The 16,491-nt window shown below is 75.1% G+C and carries 12 protein-coding genes and 2 tRNA genes; 6 read left to right on the forward strand and 8 right to left on the reverse strand.

Translation table 11 applies throughout. The features are described 5' to 3' along the window. The first annotated feature begins 85 nt into the window (after positions 1–85). From ACFW6A_RS18275 to ACFW6A_RS18285, 3 genes are all read left to right on the forward strand, one after another. Entirely contained in the window at positions 86–442 is a 357-nt protein-coding gene (locus ACFW6A_RS18275; protein ID WP_351845179.1) for a hypothetical protein, read from the forward strand. 135 nt (positions 443–577) lie between these two features. Then, a complete protein-coding gene (locus ACFW6A_RS18280; protein WP_351845181.1) occupies positions 578–1,231 on the forward strand; it encodes a hypothetical protein in 654 nt (217 codons plus the stop codon). Next, a tRNA-Lys gene (locus tag ACFW6A_RS18285) sits at positions 1,222–1,295 on the forward strand. Before ACFW6A_RS18280 ends, ACFW6A_RS18285 begins: the two co-directional genes overlap by 10 nt. Positions 1,296–1,351: 56 nt before the next feature. On the opposite strand, the gene ACFW6A_RS18290 is transcribed toward ACFW6A_RS18285, so the two are convergent. Beyond that, positions 1,352–2,632 (reverse strand): M6 family metalloprotease domain-containing protein, encoded by a 1,281-nt coding sequence (locus ACFW6A_RS18290; RefSeq protein ID WP_386641452.1) that lies wholly within the window; start codon positions 2,630–2,632, stop codon positions 1,352–1,354. A 327-nt stretch (positions 2,633–2,959) separates the two neighbouring features. Here ACFW6A_RS18290 and ACFW6A_RS18295 point away from each other — a divergent pair, with 327 nt between their 5' ends. Further along, positions 2,960–4,846: a putative bifunctional diguanylate cyclase/phosphodiesterase gene (locus tag ACFW6A_RS18295; RefSeq protein ID WP_386641454.1), complete on the forward strand. Its 1,887-nt coding sequence runs from the start codon at positions 2,960–2,962 to the stop codon at positions 4,844–4,846. A gap of 92 nt (positions 4,847–4,938) precedes the next feature. Here the strand turns inward: ACFW6A_RS18295 and ACFW6A_RS18300 are convergent, their stop codons facing one another. Together ACFW6A_RS18300 and ACFW6A_RS18305 are read right to left on the reverse strand one after the other, a co-directional pair. Then, positions 4,939–6,648: a glycosyl hydrolase family 18 protein gene (locus ACFW6A_RS18300; RefSeq protein ID WP_351845183.1), complete on the reverse strand. Its 1,710-nt coding sequence runs from the start codon at positions 6,646–6,648 to the stop codon at positions 4,939–4,941. Positions 6,649–6,901: 253 nt separating this feature from the next. After that, positions 6,902–8,017: an LLM class flavin-dependent oxidoreductase gene (locus ACFW6A_RS18305; RefSeq protein ID WP_351845185.1), complete on the reverse strand. Its 1,116-nt coding sequence runs from the start codon at positions 8,015–8,017 to the stop codon at positions 6,902–6,904. Between the two features lie 387 nt (positions 8,018–8,404). On the opposite strand from ACFW6A_RS18305, the gene ACFW6A_RS18310 reads away from it, so the two are divergent. Together ACFW6A_RS18310 and ACFW6A_RS18315 are read left to right on the forward strand one after the other, a co-directional pair. After that, positions 8,405–9,163, forward strand: coding sequence for an IclR family transcriptional regulator C-terminal domain-containing protein (locus ACFW6A_RS18310; protein WP_351845187.1), 759 nt, complete (start codon positions 8,405–8,407; stop codon positions 9,161–9,163). Positions 9,164–9,237: 74 nt separating this feature from the next. Beyond that, positions 9,238–9,311 (forward strand) — tRNA-Lys (locus ACFW6A_RS18315). 54 nt (positions 9,312–9,365) lie between these two features. Here ACFW6A_RS18315 and ACFW6A_RS18320 read toward each other — a convergent pair. The 5 genes from ACFW6A_RS18320 to ACFW6A_RS18340 form a co-directional block, all read right to left on the reverse strand. Beyond that, positions 9,366–10,019, reverse strand: a complete 654-nt coding sequence (locus ACFW6A_RS18320) for a response regulator transcription factor (RefSeq protein ID WP_351845189.1) — start codon at positions 10,017–10,019, stop codon at positions 9,366–9,368. After that, positions 9,959–11,254 carry a sensor domain-containing protein gene (locus ACFW6A_RS18325; RefSeq protein ID WP_351845191.1) on the reverse strand — a complete coding sequence of 432 codons (1,296 nt, stop codon included), beginning with the start codon at positions 11,252–11,254 and terminating at the stop codon, positions 9,959–9,961. Before ACFW6A_RS18325 ends, ACFW6A_RS18320 begins: the two co-directional genes overlap by 61 nt. 102 nt (positions 11,255–11,356) lie before the next feature. Then, positions 11,357–13,048 (reverse strand): AMP-binding protein, encoded by a 1,692-nt coding sequence (locus ACFW6A_RS18330; protein WP_351845193.1) that lies wholly within the window; start codon positions 13,046–13,048, stop codon positions 11,357–11,359. A 25-nt stretch (positions 13,049–13,073) separates the two neighbouring features. After that, a complete protein-coding gene (locus tag ACFW6A_RS18335; RefSeq protein ID WP_351845195.1) occupies positions 13,074–13,664 on the reverse strand; it encodes a lytic polysaccharide monooxygenase in 591 nt (196 codons plus the stop codon). Positions 13,665–13,870: 206 nt separating this feature from the next. Beyond that, positions 13,871–16,483 (reverse strand): SPFH domain-containing protein, encoded by a 2,613-nt coding sequence (locus tag ACFW6A_RS18340; protein WP_386641458.1) that lies wholly within the window; start codon positions 16,481–16,483, stop codon positions 13,871–13,873. Positions 16,484–16,491 lie beyond the last annotated feature (8 nt).

Here is a 16,491-nt window from a genome sequence, read left to right on the forward strand (position 1 = left end):
CCCGGCGGGCGGTCTTGCGGGGCGCGGGAGAATGGGGGGTGGCCCGGCGATCGCGGGCCGTGTGCGGTCGAGGAGGAGCGGAACGATGGCGGAACCCGCGGAGCGGAGCGGACAGCGGCGGCTGCGGCCGGCGCCCCTGGTCTTCGAGCCTGCCGAGGCGACCGCCGATCCGGAGCACTTCTTCGACCTGGAGTCGATCGACGACCCCAGGGAGCTGCTGGCCCGGGCGACCGAGCTGACCCTGGCGTTCCGGGCCGCCGCGGACCGGGCGGTCGAGTTCCAGGCCGTGGCGGCGGCCCAGCTCGCCGACCCCAAGCGGTTCGACCGGCTGACGGCGGCGGACGTGGCCGGACGGGCGGCGTGGACCGAGGACTACGCCCGGAAGATGATCGAGTTCGGGCGGGACCTGATCCGGGCCGAGGGGCGTCCGGCGGAGGACTGACCCTCCGGCCGCGCCCGCCGGGCGGAACAGGCGTTCGGCATATGCGGGGCGCACGATACTCCTCCCGGTGCGGCCGCGTCCGGGTTTCGCGGAACTCTCGGCGTCCGCTTCGTCACGGACGGTAGACCTGTCTCCATGACGACGACGACCTGGCTGCGCGACGAGACCACCCCGTACACCCCGTACGGCGTCCTCCGCTTCCTGCGGACGGGCGACGAGGACCGGCACCAGACCGCCCGGGTGACCCCGGACGGCGCCGCCTGGCTGGCCTCGGCGGCGGGCGGGGAGCCCGGGGCCGCGCTCGCGCGCTGGGAGGCGCGCCCGGAGTCGCCGGCGGTGCTGCCGTGCGGGACGGCCTTCGACGTGGTCAGCGTGGACCCGGTCTTCGGGCGGCGGATGCTGGACCGGATGTGGGAGGAGGGCCCGGGCTCGGGCCCGGTGGCCGCCCACCGGGGCCGGATGCTGCTCTTCGCCGCGCCCGGCACGGCGCAGCGGCTGCCCGCGCTGCTCGACTGGGAGGAGTGGGGCGAGTCCGTGCCGCGGCCGCTCTGCCACGGGACGGGCGACGCCGTGACCGTGCCGCCGCTGGCGCCGGCCGGGCAGGACTCCTCCCGGCCGCGCTGGCTGGTCGCCCCGGACACCCGGAACCCGTGGCTGCCGGGGCCCGAGGTGATGCTCTGGGCCTGTGTGAGGGCCGTCCGGGCGGTTTCCGCCGCCGACGTGCGGGTATCGATTTTCGCTCCCGCCGGTGAGGGTGCTAATGTCTACGACGTCAGCAGGCGCCGCTAGCTCAGTTGGTTAGAGCAGCTGACTCTTAATCAGCGGGTCCGGGGTTCGAGTCCCTGGCGGCGCACCGACACGGAAAGGCCCCTCACGCGAGTGAGGGGCCTTTCCGCCGTGTCCGGCGGGTCAGTCCGCGCCGGGCGGGGTGATCCGCACCGTCCAGATGCCGGCCTCGCTGCGGTCCGCGACCTCGACGCGGACGTCCGTGCCGGGCACGGTGAGCGTCTCGCCGACCTCCATGGGGGCGTCCGCGAGCGGCGGGTAGACCGAGCGCTCCCAGCACGCCTCGGTGTCCGGGTGGGCGTCGACGACCTCGACCGGGCCGTCGCCGGAGGCCGCGCGGGCCCGGACCCGGTAGACGAGGACGCCCTCGGTGCAGGTGTCGGCGTCGTTGCCGGTGGCGGCACGGGCCTCGATCGCGAGGACGCTGTCCGGGCCGGTGCGGACGACGGCGAGCCGGGTGCTGCGCGCGGTGGGGGTCACCGGGGCGGCGGAGACGGGCTCCAGGCCGACCACGCGCGGCTCGCCGCCCTGGACGCAGGCCACCTGGGAGCGGTCGAGCCAGCCCAGCTTCCACTTGTGCCAGCCGAAGGGGTCGGGGGCCAGCCCGAACTGGCTGCCCATGACGTCCCAGTCGCCCACGTGGGTGTCCCAGTCGCCCTTGCCGTCGGCGGGACGGCGGTAGAGGTCGGGCAGGTCGAAGACGTGGCCGGTCTCGTGGGCGAGGACGTTCCGGTCCGGCGGGTGGCGCTCGAAGACCGTGACGACCCGCCGGATCTTCGCGCCGTCGGCCTCCAGCGGGCGCTCCAGGTTGACCACCTTGGTGGCGTCCGAGTCGACGCCGGGGGCGTCCGGGTCGGCCACCAGGTAGACGATGTCGTACCGGGAGAAGTCCACGGAGTCGTCGGCGGCGGCGACCGCGTCCCGCAGGTAGGCGGCCCGCTTCCCGGCGTCCCAGTCACGCCGTATGTCGTAGTCCGTGGACGGGCGGGGCATCGGCGTCCAGGCCCTCTGGGGGTGCGGGCGCAGGGTGAAGCGCCCGTAGGAGGCCCGCTGGAAGAACTCGGTGGTGGCCGGGAAGTGGTCGGCGGTCAGCTCCACGGGAGTGGTCAGCGGGGCGGCGTCCGGGAACGACAGGAAGATCATGACCGCGTCGAGCGAGCGCTCGGGGCGCGGATAGGCGTCGTTCCAGCTGGAGAGGCCGAGCGAGTGGTGGGCGGCGGTACGGGGCAGGGCGCACGGCCCCGCCGGGGGCGCGGCCACGGCGGGGCCGGCCACCAGGCCGGTGGCCGCCAGCGCGGCGAGCGCCGTGAACGAGGCGGCTCCGGCGCGCAGCCGGGAGCGCTCCACTCCCCCGGGTGGCTGCTGACCCTCCACGTGGACCTCCGGTTCGCGAGTGCGGGACACCTCCACCACCTTGTGATGGTTCGCGGCGTTTCGCATGTTTCCGCTGCCCCGGTCGGGTGAGGGGGTGGCGCGGGGTGGACGCGGGACGGGCGGACTCCAGCTCACGGAAAGTCACATTCGGTCATCCCTGTGCCGCCGTACGTCAGACCCGGGCGGATTCGGTCGGAGAGGTGGCGTCCGGTGGCCGGCCTCACACCGTCCGCGCCCCCGGCGACCCGCCCCGGAGCTGGAACGGCCCCCGCGGCTGGCTCTATGATCGGCACACTTGTCCCAGGCCGACCATCCCGACCACATGTGAACGGCCCCCCTGCACCACGGGAGCGAGCGGTGAGCGGAACCCCCGAAGGACCGGTACACCCAGAACCGCCCGGCATCCCGCCGGCCCGCCCGGCACTCACGGAGCGTGAACTCCGCGACTACCGGGCCGCCTTCCGCGTCTCCCGGCTCGCCATGGCCCTCGTGGACCGGGACGGCCTGGTCGTCGCCGCCAACGACTCGCTCGGCGCGCTCCTCGGCACCGACAGCGCCGCCCTGCGCGAGCAGGCCGCCGCCGACCTCGTGGACCTCGCCGCCGACGGACGCACCTGGCACGCCTACCGCGAGGTGCTGCGCGGCCGCCGCTCCCGCTTCCGCTGCACCCGCCGGCTCAAGCACCCCGACGGCCGCAGGCTGTGGGCCGAGGTCACCGTCGCCCCGGTCCCCGACACCGGCCGGGTGCTCCTCTCGGTCGCGGACATCAGCGACCGGCGCGAGCTCCAGGCCCGGCTGCGCCACCTCCAGATGCACGACCCGGTGACCCGGCTGCCCAACCGGGCGCTCTTCTTCGAGCGCCTCTCGGCGGCCCTGGAGACGGCGGCGGCGGAGAGCGCGGAGGCGATCGCGGGCGCGGCCGGGCCGGCCGGCGCCCCGGAGCCGTACGGCTCGCCCCGGTCGTACCTCTCCCGCCCCTCGCACGGCCGGGGCGGAACGGGGCGGATCGGGCTCTGCTACCTGGACCTCGACGGCTTCAAGGCGGTCAACGACACGCTCGGGCACCGGGTCGGCGACCGGCTGCTCGCGGCCGTCGCCGGGCGGCTCACGGCGTGCGCCGACAGCGCCGGCTACACCCGCAGCGGGGGCCATCTGGTGGCCCGGCTCGGCGGCGACGAGTTCGCCGTCCTCGTCGAGGAGTCGACCGGCACGGAACAGCTCGCCGACCTGGCCCGCTCGGTGCTCGCCGCCCTGGAGCGGCCCTTCGACCTCGGCGGCCAGCGGCTCTCGGTCTCGGCCTCGATCGGCGTCGTCGAGCGGACCGCCGCCGGCACCACCGCCACCGGGCTGATGCAGGCCGCCGACACCACGCTGTACTGGGCGAAGGCCGACGGCAAGGCCCGCTGGACGCTCTTCGACCCCGAGCGCAACGCGCACCGGATGACGCGGCAGTCGCTCTCCTCCACGCTCCGCCCCGCGGTGGAGCGCGGGGAGTTCGCCCTGGAGTACCAGCCGCTGGTCGACCTGGCGGACGGGGCGGTGCGCGGGGTGGAGGCGCTGGTGCGGTGGAACCACCCACAGTTCGGGGCGCTGCCGCCGAATCGGTTCGTCGCGATCGCCGAGGAGGACGGCTCGATCGTCGAGCTCGGCCGGTGGGTGCTGCGCACCGCCTGCGAGCAGGCCCGGCAGTGGCAGAAGGACCACCCGGGCGAGCGGCCGCTCTTCGTGAGCGTCAACGTGGCGGTCCGCCAGGTCTGGGACTCCGACCTGGTGGCCGACGTGGCGGGGATCCTCGCCGAGACCGGGCTCGCCCCGCACCTGCTCCAGCTGGAGCTGACCGAGTCCGCGGTGATGGGCTCGGCGGGCCGTCCGCTCCAGGCGCTCCAGGCCCTCAGCGACATGGGGGTGCGGATCGCGATCGACGACTTCGGCACCGGCTATTCGAACCTGGCCTACCTGAGCCGGCTGCCGGTCTCCGTCCTCAAGCTGGACGGCTCCTTCGTGCGCGGCTTCCAGGACGAGGAGCACGCCAATCCGGCGGACGAGCTGATCGTGGAGGCGCTGGTGCAGCTGGCGCACCGGCTCGGGCTGACGGTGACCGCCGAGTGCGTGGAGACCGCCGGGCAGGCGGCGCGGCTGCGGCGGATCGGCTGCGACACCGGGCAGGGCTGGCTCTACTCGCGGCCGGTGGCCCCGGACCGGATCGCCGGGATGATCGAGGGCACGGCGCCGCTGCGGGTCTGAGCCCGCGGGAGGGCGCGGCGGCATGGAACTGCCCCCGGCCGGAGGGACATTCCGGGCGGGGGCAGTGGTTCATGCGGTGGTGCGGGCGGGACTCAGCAGGCGCCGAGGTCCTGCCAGACGCCCCACTCACCGGTGGTGCCGGGGGTCTCGTTCTGGGTCCACCACTTGGCCTTGTACTTGCGGCCGTTGTGGGAGACCTCGTTGCCCGCGTTGTAGACCTGGCCGGCCACGTACGCCGGGACCGAGCCGCAGCCGGCCGGAGGCGTGGTCGGAGGCGTGGTGGGCGGGGTGGTGGGCGGCGTCGTCGGCGGGGTGGTCGGCGGCGTCGTGGTGGGCGGCGTGGTCGGCGGGACGGTGGTGCCGCCGAGCGCGGAGTTGATCTGGCCGAGCAGGGTGGCCTTCTCGTCCAGGCCGAGGAGCGAGTACATCATCGCGCCGGCCAGGCCGCGCTGCTTGCCGTAGTTCACGCGCTCCTGGATGGACTTCTGGTTCAGGCCGGTGAAGAACTCGCCGTCCTTGTAGAAGTACGAGGCCTTGGCCTGGTCGTCCCAGAAGGTGGTCGCCGCGTTGTCGACGATGCCGCCGAGCTCCTTGTAGTGCGCGATGCCGGCCTGCTGCGAGAGCGGGCGGACGTTGGAGCCGCCGGTGGCGGGCTGCGCGAGGCCGTTGGCGGTGCCGGCGGGCACGCCCTTCCAGCCGCGGTAGTAGAACTCGTAGCCCAGCGTCAGCTTGTTGGCGGGGAAGCCGCCGGTGATGCCGTAGGTGGGGTTGCCGTCGATCCAGGAGTCGATGGCGGCGTCGATCGAGTACTTCTCCTGGCCCGGCGCGATCACGTCGGTCGGGTCGTTCGAGCCGGAGTAGAGCGGGGACTGGTGGTACGTCGGCCCGTCGCCGTCCCAGGCGCCGTGCATGTCGTACGTCATGATGTTCGCGTAGTCGAGGTACGCGCCGATCTTGTCCGTCTCGATGTACTTGATCTTGTCCTGGCCGGCCGGGAGGGCCGCGGTCAGCAGGTACTTCTTGCCGCCGTTGGCCGCGCCGTACTCGTCGAGCTGCTTGCGGAACTCGGCGAGGAGCAGGGTGAAGTTCTGCTTGTCCTCGGGGGCGTAGTGGTTGCCCAGGTGGCCGCCGTTCGAGCCGGGGTACTCCCAGTCGATGTCGATGCCGTCGAAGATGCCGGCCGCGGTGCCGGGGCCGCCGAAGCCGCCCTCGACCGGGAGGTTGCCCTTGAGGTACTGGTCGATGCAGGAGGAGACGAGCTTCTTGCGGCTCGCGTCCGTCTTGGCCGCGTCGCTGAAGTACTTGGAGTAGGTCCAGCCGCCGAGGGAGATGTTGATCTTCAGGTGGGGGTACTTCGCCTTCAGTTCCTTGAACTGGTTGAAGACGCCCACGATCGGCTGGTCCCACTTGTCGGCGACGCCGTCGACGGAGTCGGCCGCGGAGAAGGACTTCTGGTAGTCGGCGTAGGAGTCGCCGGCGCCGTCGCCCGCGTTCGGGTTGTTGTCGTCACCCGCGGCCTTGTTGGCCATGAAACACGTGAGGTTCGTCGGGTGGATGTTGCCGAACGAGTAGTTGATGACGTCGAGCTGGCTCGCGATGCCCCGCGTGTCGAGGTGCTTGGGATAGAACGCGTTGCCGTACACGCTCCACTGGTCGTAGTACGCGATGCGCACGCCGCCGACGGAGGCGGTGGTCGAGGCGTCGGCGGCCTGGGCGGAGCCGAGGCCCGCGGTCGCGGCGAGGGCGCCGGCGGCGAGGGCCGAGCTGAGCAGCGCGGCGATCAATGACTTACGGGGGTGCACGAGCGTCCTCCGATGGGGGGTACTGGTGGTGCCGTACAGGAGTTGGTGAAGTGATAGCCCCCGGGCGAACGGCGCGTCAATGGTCTGAACCAGATTGAGGACTAGACCAATTTAGCGAAGAAAGGCCTCGTCAGAGGCGTGCAGCACAAAACGGAACCGCCCGCCACCATCGGTGACGAGCGGTTTAAGGTTCACTTAGGGAAGCCGGCGGAGCGGCGCGGCGGTGGACCAGCCTCCGTACGGAATCCCGGATTCAGCCCTGTTCCGGATCGAGGACCGGCAACCCGTAGGCGTCCGCGATCAGTTCGTAGCTCCGCAGCCGGGCCTCCCCGCCGTGCGCGTTGGCGGTGATCATCAGCTCGTCCGCGCCGGTCCGCTTCCGGAGCTCGTCGAGCCCCGAGCGGACCGCGTCCGGGGTGCCGTACACGACGTTCGCCAGCCAGCCGTCGGCGAACTCCCGCTCCGCCGGGGAGAAGCCGTACGCCTCCGCCTCCTCCGGGGTGGGGATGAGGCCGGGCCGGCCGGTGCGCAGCCGCAGCATCGACAGCGCGCCGGTGAGCACCTGCCGGTACGCCTCCCTCTCGTCCTCGGCGGCGAGGGCGCCGACGCCGATCAGGGCGTAGGGCTCGTCGAGCACCGCGGAGGGGCGGAAGGACTGCCGGTAGAGGTCGAGCGCGGGGATCGTGTTGCGGGCCGAGAAGTGGTGGGCGAAGGCGAAGGGCAGGCCGAGGAGGCCGGCGAGCCGGGCGCTGAAGCCGGAGGAGCCGAGCAGCCAGACCGGCGGCCGGCCCTTCGGGCCCTGCACGGGCCCGGGCACGGCGTGGATCCGGGCGTACGGGTGCCCGTCCGGGAAGTCGTCGTCCAGGAACCGGGTCAGCTCGGAGAGCTGCTCGGGAAAATCGTCGGCGCCCTCGTTCAGCGTGTCGGTGCGGCGCAGGGCGGCGGCGGTGGCGCCGTCGGTGCCGGGGGCGCGGCCGAGGCCGAGGTCGACGCGGCCCGGGGCGAGCGCCTCCAGGGTGCCGAACTGCTCGGCGATCACCAGCGGGGCGTGGTTGGGGAGCATCACGCCGCCGGAGCCGAGGCGGATGCGGCGGGTGTGGGCGGCGAGGTGGGCGAGGATCACGGCCGGGGAGGAGGAGGCGACGCCGGGCATCGAGTGGTGCTCGGCCACCCAGTGCCGGTGGTAGCCGCGCCGCTCGGCGAGCCTGCTCAGCTCCACGCTGGTGGCGAGCGACCTGCTCGCGGTGGAGCCGCTGCCCACGGTCACCAGGTCGAGGACGGAGAGGGGCACGGGTGCGGTGCCCAGGGCTTCCCCGCGTATGGGGTCGCCCGCCGTGCCTGCGTCTGCCTGGGTGCCGGTCTCGCTCACCGTCCGGTCCTTCCTCCGTGGGGATGCGTCCGTCGCGGCAACAGGGGCGCGGGGGCGCTTATTCCATCGCACCCGATTTCGGGGCGAAGGGCGCGATCCGGGTGGCCGGGGTCACATTCCGGCCATCGGAGGGCCGGAGTCCGGGTCCGCTTCCCCGCGGGGAATCTCCTTTCCTCTCCAAGCCGAACGCGCGCGCGAGCGGAGGGCCGCACCCCCCTGACCTCGCCCTCTTCCCCTCGTTCATGCCCATGTCATATGCCAGGGTGGCGCGGCCCAGTACAGGGCCCCGTGCCTCCGCATGAATCTCGCCAACAGCCGCCCCGCAAAAGCCCCTTGGCGGCTATCGTGGTACGGAAGCTTGCGGTCACAACCTGGTAGGGGGAAACCGTGGCGCTGAAGCCCGAGCCCACCGCGCCGTTCCACTCGGTGCAGTACGCCCTGCGCGTCTTCGAGACGGTCTCGCGGCACGGCGGCGGGGTGTCGGACGTCCAGATCGCCCGGGAGACCGGACTGCCCGTCCACCACCTGGCCTCGCTGCTCCTCATGCTCCGGCGCGAGGGATACGTCGAGCAGGTCTCCGACGGGGCGTACGTCGTCGGGGACTCCCTGGTCCTCCTCGGCTCCGGCTCGACCCGCCGGGAGGCCCTGCGGGCCAAGCTCCAGGAGACCCTCACCGAGCTGCGCGACTCCGTGGGCGCCGCCGTCTACATCAGCCGGTACATCGACGGCGAGGTGAAGATCACCCAGTTCGCCGACAGCCCGCGCACCCCCAAGGTCAACGAGTGGGTGGACTTCCGCTCCGCCGCCCACGCCAGCGCGGTCGGCAAGTGCCTGCTCACCCAGCTCGACCTCGACGGGCGGCGCGACCACCTCTCCCGCCACAAGATCGCCCGGCTGACCTCCCGCACGATCACCAACGAGAAGGTGCTCTTCTCCACGCTGGACAGCCAGCCGCCCACCGTCCCGGTCCTCGACCTCCAGGAGTACGCGGTCGGCACGGTCTGCGCCGCCGTCCCGCTGACCGCCGGCTCCGCCGTGGGCTGCCTGGCGCTCTCGCTCCCCATCGAGCACGCCCACCGGCTGCGCTCGGCCGCCGACACGCTGAACCGGCGGGCCGCGCCCGTGGTGCTGTCCCTGGCCATCTGAGGCGCGTCCGGGGGTCGCGGGCGCGGTGGTCACGAGCACCCCCGGGGACCAGGTAGTATTTTCTCTGTCAGCAGGCGCCGCTAGCTCAGTTGGTTAGAGCAGCTGACTCTTAATCAGCGGGTCCGGGGTTCGAGTCCCTGGCGGCGCACGACACGGAAGGCCCCTCGCGCGAGCGGGGGGCCTTCCCGCGTGTCCGGGCCCGTCACGCCTGGAGGTAGGCGAGGACGGCGAGGACCCGGCGGTGGGTGTCCTCGGCCGGCGGCAGGTCCAGCTTGGCCAGGATGTTGCCGATGTGCTTGCCGACGGCCGCCTCGGTGACCACGAGCCGGCGGGCCACCTCGCCGTTGGAGTGCCCCTCCGCGACCAGCGCCAGGACCTCCCGCTCGCGCGGGGTCAGCGCGGCCAGCGGGTCCCGGCGGCGGCGCAGCAGCTGCCGTACGACCTCCGGGTCGACGACCGTGCCGCCGGCGGCGACCCGGGCCAGGGCGTCCACGAACTCCTCCACCTGCCCGACCCGGTCCTTCAGCAGGTAGCCGACCCCGGTGCCGTCGCCCGAGTCGAGGAGGTCGGCGGCGTAGTCCCGCTGCACGTACTGGCTGAGGACCAGGACCGGCAGGCCGGGGCGCTCGGCGCGCAGGGCGACGGCGGCCCGCAGCCCCTCGTCCTGGAAGCCGGGCGGCATCCGCACGTCGGTCAGGACCACGTCCGGGTCGTGGGCGGCGACCGCCGCGCGCAGCGCCCCCGCGTCACCGACCGCCGCCACGACCTCGTGGCCGAAGCGGGACAGCAGCCCGATCAGTCCCTCCCGGAGGAGGACGCCGTCCTCGGCGAGGACGACGCGGAGGGAAGGCGGCACGGGATCTCCACTCGTAGGACCGTCGGCCCGCCCGGCGGGCTGGTGATCGCCAGTGTGCCATCGAGGACGGCGAGCCGGTCGGCGAGTCCGGTGAGCCCGGAGCCCCGGGCCGGATCGGCGCCGCCCCGCCCGTCGTCCTCGACGGTGAGCACGAGGACGCGGCCGTCGTGCCGGGCGGCGAGGCGGGCCCGGGAGGCGCCGCTGTGCCGGTCGACGTTGGCGAGCGCCTCGCGGCCCGTGAAGTACGCGGCGCTCTCCACGGCGGCGGGCAGCCGGGGCAGCCCGTCCAGCGCGGTGTCCACGGGGACGGCGGTGCGGTCGGCGGCGTCGGCGAGGGCCGGGCCGAGGCCGTAGTCGGCGAGGACCTGCGGATGGATGCCGTGGATCAGCTCGCGCAGCTCGGCGAGGACCTGCCCCGCCTCCTCCTGCGCCTGCCCCAGCCGCGCGGCCAGCGGCCCGTCCGGCGGGGCGTCCAGCCGGGCCAGGCCCAGGGTCATGGTGAGCGCGACCAGCCGGTGCTGGGCGCCGTCGTGGAGGTCCCGCTCGATGCGGCGGCGCTCGGCCTCGAAGGCGTCCACGAGCCGGGCCCGGGAGGCGATGACCTCGCCGAGCCCGTCCCGCTCCCGGGGCGCGAGCAGGGCGCGGGCGAGCGCGCCCCGGCCGGCCGCGTAGAGCCCGAGGGGGTAGGAGAGGGCGACGAGGAGGAGCGCACCGAGCAGCGCGGCGGCGAGGGCCGGGGGGTAGGAGGTCACCAGGACCGTCTTGAGGACCTTGGCCTCCTGCCCGTCGGCGGCGAGCAGGAACGGCGCGGCGAGCAGCGCGCCGGGCACGCCGAGGGCGAGGCCGAGCACGAGGGCGTCGAGCGGCCACAGGACGGTGGCGAAGAGGAGCGCGTACGCGAGCTCCCGCCAGGTCGCCCGCTCCCCCGCCCGGACCCGTGCCCAGGCGCCGAGGCCGGGCGCGGCGGGCACCCGGTGCGGGTCGGCGGCGGGCAGCCGGTCCACCAGCCGCAGCCGCAGCCGTTCGGCGCCGCCGAGCGCGACCCCGCCGAGCAGCAGCAGCGGGATCCCGACGAGGAGCAGCGAGGCGAGCAGCAGCACGAGGAGGACGGCGCAGGCGAGGGCGCCGCCGACGGCCCCGCTCGCCAGATAGGCGGCGGTCCGCCACGGCCACGCGCCGAAGGGGTACCGCCGGTACTGGAGGACGAGGGCCTGCCGGACGTCACGGGCTTCCATGACCGCCCACCGTAGGCGGCCCCGCCGGGGCCGGACCATGGGGCGGGAGGGTGGGCCGGGGGTGGGGCTGGACCCACCCCCGGGGGCGGTGCCGGGGCCGCGTCAGGCCGGTTCGCGGCCGTGCCGGGTGTACTCCGCGCGGAGGGCGGCGACGGCGGGGGCGGTGAGGGGTTCGTACGGGGCGGCCGGGGTGGGGCGCCACCAGACCGGGTCGTCGCAGAGGAAGGACGCGCGGCGCAGGGCGACGCGGTGGATCTTGTTGGTGGCGGTGAGGGGGAGCTCCCGGGTCACCCGGACGAAGCGCGGGGGCATCTTGGTGCCGAGGTCGGGCTGGGCGGCCAGGAAGGCCGCGAAGGCGCCGGGGTCGAAGTCTTCGCCGGGGCGGAGGGCCAGGGCGGCCATGACCTGGTCGCCGGCCACCGGGTCGGGCACCGCGTAGACGGCGACGCCGGCGGCGCGGTCCCAGCGGGCGAGGATCGCCTCGATCATCGCGGCGGCGAGGTTCTCGCTGTCGACGCGGAGGCGGTCGTCGGTGCGGCCGGCGAAGTAGAGGAAGCCGTCCCCGTCCCGGTAGAAGAGGTCGCCGGTCCAGTACCAGCCGCCGCGGCGGCGGGCCCGTTCGGCGCCGGGGTTGCGCCAGTAGCCCTCGAAGGTGCCGGTGCCGCCGCGGTTGACGAGTTCGCCGATGGCCTCGTCGGCGTTGAGGAGCCGGCCGGTCGGCGAGAAGCGGGCCGGCGGGCACTCGCGCAGGGTCCCGGGGTCGACGACGGCCAGGTCGTCGCCGTCGGCCGCGCGGCCGATCGCGCCGGGCGGGGTGCCGGGGGTGCGCTGGACCGACGCGCCGCCCTCGGACGAGCCGTACCCCTCGACCAGCGGCACCCCGAAGCGCTCGCGGAAGCGGGCCGCGTCGACCGCCCCGGCCTCGGTGCCGAAGCCGAGGCGGAGCCGGTGGTCGCGGTCGTGCGGGCCGGGCGGGGTGGCGAGGAGGTACTGGACGGCCCGGCCGACGTAGGTGAAGTAGGTGGCGTCGAAGCGGCGGACGTCGGAGAGGAAGCGGGAGGCGGAGAAGCGGGCGCGCAGCGCGATCCCGGCCCCGGCGGCGAGGGCGGGCGCCCAGTCGGCGATGACGGCGTTGCCGTGGAACATCGGCATGCAGACGTAGTGGGTGTCGTCGGGCGTGACGGAGAACGCGCGGGCGAGCGCGGCGCCGGCCGCCGCCACCGCGCCCTGGCTGCGGAGCGCGGCCTTGGGGGCGCCGGTGGAGCCGGAGGTGAAGGTGAGGAGGTAGCGGGTGCCGGGGCCGACGGGGCCGAGGGCGGCGTCGCCGGGGCGGGCGTCCGCGTAGGGCGCCAGCAGCTCCTCGTACGCCTCGGTGTCGGTGACCAGGAGGCGGACCCCGGGCAGCGGCAGGCCGTCGAGGAGCGGCAGGTGGGCGCGCTGGGTGACGAGGACCCGGCAGGCGGTGTGGGTGATGTCCCGGGCCAGCTCGGCGCCGCGCCGGGTGGGGTTGATCCCGGCGACGGCGGCCCCCGCGAGGGCCGCCGCGCCGAGCCAGAGCGGGTACTCCGGCGTGTTGTCGAGCAGCAGGCCGAGGTGCGGCTCGCCCCCCGGCCGGGGTGGCATGAGGTCCACGAGCAGGGCGGCCCGCGCGGCGGCGGCCGCGGCGGCCCGGTGGTGGCTGAGGGTGTGGTGCTCGTCCCTCAGCCCGGTCCGGTGGTCGCCCCAGCGGCGCCGTATCAGCTCCGCGACGGTGTCCGCGCCTGCCCGTGTCGTCCTGACCGTTCTGGCCGTCATGGCCCGGACTGTAACTGACTGTTCGTCAGAACTGAACGTCCGAGCAGGCGTAGAAGGCGTTCGCGGTGTCCGCGACCGTCCACACCGCCAGGATCAGGTGCTTGCCGGTCTTGCCCGCCGGGATGGTCCCGGAGTGCGAGAGCGTCGACGGCGGCTGCTGGTTGTTGTAGGGGACGGTGAGGAACGGCTGGGGGTCGAGCTGGGCCCGGGTGAGCTTGCTGTTCGGGTTCCAGCCGTTCTTGGTGATGTAGTACCGGAAGTCCGTGGTCGCGTGGCGCGCCGTGAACTGCCAGCGGAAGGTGTAGCTCTGGCCCGCCGTGACCTTGGTCGCCGGCCAGGCGCCGCCGCGCGGGTCGTCCAGCTGGGCGAAGCGGGAGTTCCCGCCGGCGCAGATGGTGCCGTCGGCGGGCCCGGCGGCCGGGAAGCCCTTGAGCCCCTCGACCGACTGCGGCTCCCACTGGATGGAGCCGCAGTTGGTCACCGTGCCGTTGGCACAGAGCTTCTGGCGGCTGATCGGGGAGTCGGTGTAGCCGTGGCTGCTCGCGGTGCTGGTGGCGAAGAGGGAGGCGGCCGTGACGCCGAGCGCCACCGCGGCCAGCCCTGTCTTTTTGCGCATGCTGTCGCTCCAGGGAGAACGTGGGGGAGTTCTGTGATGCCCGTGGGCCGTGCTGCACGCGTGCGGAGGGAACTGCTCTGCTTTCAGGTCTAGACCAAGTACCAAGGTAAGGACGGAAGTTGAACATGTCCATACCAACGGCGGGGTGGCCGGAACGCGAAGGGAACCGGCCGCGGGCAGATGCCCGCGGCCGGTTCCCCGGTGGTTCAGGCGCCCTCGCCCGGGCCCCCACGGCCCGTGTAGAACGCCACCGTCAGGTCCTTGACCAGCGCCTTGCGCTCGTAGTCGTCCAGCTCGACCAGACCACGACTGGTCAGCCGGTGGACCACGTCGTCCACCGCGTCCACCACCGACGTCAGGACGCTGTCCCGGTGCTTCGCGTCGATCGCCGCGATCCGGCGCCGGCGCATCGCCTCCGCGACCTCCGGGGCGTACTCGATCCTCGTCGGCTGCGCCGAGAACACGTCCAGGCCGACCGGCGCGCACTCCGCCGACAGCATCCGCGTCAGCGCCTCGCCCACCGCCTCCGCGTCCCGGAGCGTCGGCGCGTCCTCGTGGAACGCGTCCGCCGGCAGCTGCGACAGCACCCGGGCCATCGCCGCCTCCACCTGCTCGCGCAGGTAGTCCTCGTGGTCGTCCACGCCCAGCGCCGCCCGGACCGTGTCCCGGACCCGCCACACCACGAGCACCGTCACGTCCAGCGCGGTCCCCTTCGCGTCCACCGCGGGCAGCGGCTCGCTGCGCCAGTGGCGCAGCCGGACGTCCACCCGGCGGCGCAGCAGTAGCGGGCTCGCCCAGACCAGGCCGGTGCGGCGGACGGTGCCGCGGTACTCGCCGAACAGGGTCAGCACCCAGGCGTACCCGACCCTCCCCCGCCCCAGGCCGCCCACCGCGAAGAGCAGCACCAGCACGCCGAACGCGAGCAGCGCCCACTGCGCGAGGTGGATGCCGTGGTACGGACGCGGCGGCAGCCGCAGCATCCGCGCGGCCTCCGCGGGCACGGCGCCCGCCCACCACACGACGGCCGCGCACCCCGCGAGCGCCAGCAGCCCGCCGGCCACCCCGACCCATCCCGGCAGCACCGCCGCCGGACGCTCCACGAGCCCCGGGTCGGCGGTCGGCGCGGGCCGCGCGGGGACCGGACGGGCCTGCTTGGTGGCGGGCCTCGGGATGGCGGCCCGCGCCTTCCGCCCGGTCGGCGGGGCCATCGCGACGGTGTCGGGGCCGCCGTCGTCGGCGCCCGCCGACGCGGGGCCGGCCGTGCCGCCGCCGTCCCGGAACAGCAGGTGGACCGGGATCGAGCCGGTCGTCTCCGTCCCGATGACGTTCTTCCGCCGGGGCAGCCGGCCGACCGCCGCCACCGGCGTCGCGACCGACGCCACCCGCATCCCCGTGATCCGCCCGAAGTCGAGCAGGTCCCGCTCCTCCTTGAACACCCCGATGTGAGGAACGCCCGGCAGGTCGGAGCTGCCGGGCGCGGCGGGAGCGGCCGCGCCGGCGGACGCGCCGGTGACGGACCTGGCGACGGACCCCCCGCCCCCGGCGACCCGCGCCGCCGACGCGGACCCGACCGGGGTACGAACGGGCAGCACCGGCCGCGCGGGGGCGGGGGCCTGGGGCTGGGACTGGGCCTGGGCGGATGGGGGGGCTTGGCCTTCGGGTTGGGCCTGGGGCCGGGCGGATGCGGGGGTCTGGCCCTCGGGCCGGGCGGGGGTCTGGTCCTGGGGACGGGCGGGGGCGGGGGCCTGGTCCTCGGGCCGGGCCTGGGGCCGGGCGGGTACGGGACCGTCGGCGGCCACCGGGACCGGCCGGGCCCCGGACGCGGGGCCGGCGGGACGGGCGGCCGGCGCCGGAGACGCCCCGGCCCGGCCGCCCGCGCCCGCGGGATCCGGAGGGCCGGCGGCCGGGGTTGCGGTTGCCGGGGCGGCGGACGGTTGGGGGGTGACCGCCGGGGCGGCGGGCTGCGGTGCCGAGGTGGCGGGGCGCCGGGGCGCGGTCGTCGCGGCGGCCGCCGGGGGCGTGCCCGGCGGGGCGCCGACGGCCGGCGCGGGACGGGAAGGGGCGACCGGAGCCTCCGGCGGCGGGGACGCCGTCCCCGCCGCCGGACCGGTGCCGGCGGCCGGTGCCGCCTCTCGGACGACGGCCGCCGCCGGCGGAGCCGACGCGGCGGACGGTACGGCGGTCGGCGCCTCGGCCGGCGCGGCGGCCCGCACGGCAGGCGCCCCGGTCGTCGGTGCGGCAGCCCGTACCGACGAGGCCTCCACCGGCGCGGTGCCCCGCACGGTGGGCGGTGTCCCGACCGGCGCGGTGGCCTGTACGGCAGGTGATGTCCCCGCCGGGGCGGCGGACGGCGCCTCCGTCGGCGCGGCGGCCCGTACCGCAGACGCCTCCACCGGCGCGGCGGCCCGCACGGCGGACGGCGCCTCCGTCGGCGCGGCGGCCCGTACCGCAGACGCCTCCACCGGCGCGGCGGCCCGCACGGCGGACGGTGTCCCGGCCGACGTGGTGGTCGGGACGGCGGTCGGCGTCTCGGCCGGCGTGGTGGTCCGTGCCGCGGGTGCCTCGGTCGGTGCGGTGGGGTGGGCGGCGGGTGGGGGGGCGGTCGGTGTGAGAGGGGGTGGCGAGGCGGGCTCGGGGGCGGCGGGGGCCGGGGGCTCGTCGGGGCGCTCGCTCGCGCGGTCTTCCGCCGGGCCGGGCGGGAGGGGGGCGCCCGGGCCCGGGGGTCTGCGGGGGAGGGTGCCGTCGGTGAGGCGGCGGGCGGTGCGGGCCGCGTCGCGCGAGGCCGCCGCGCCGGAGTCGTTCGGGGGTGCTGCCGTCATTCGGGGTC

Source organism: Streptomyces sp. NPDC058758 (assembly GCF_042746075.1).
Classification (GTDB): Bacteria; Actinomycetota; Actinomycetes; order Streptomycetales; family Streptomycetaceae; genus Streptomyces.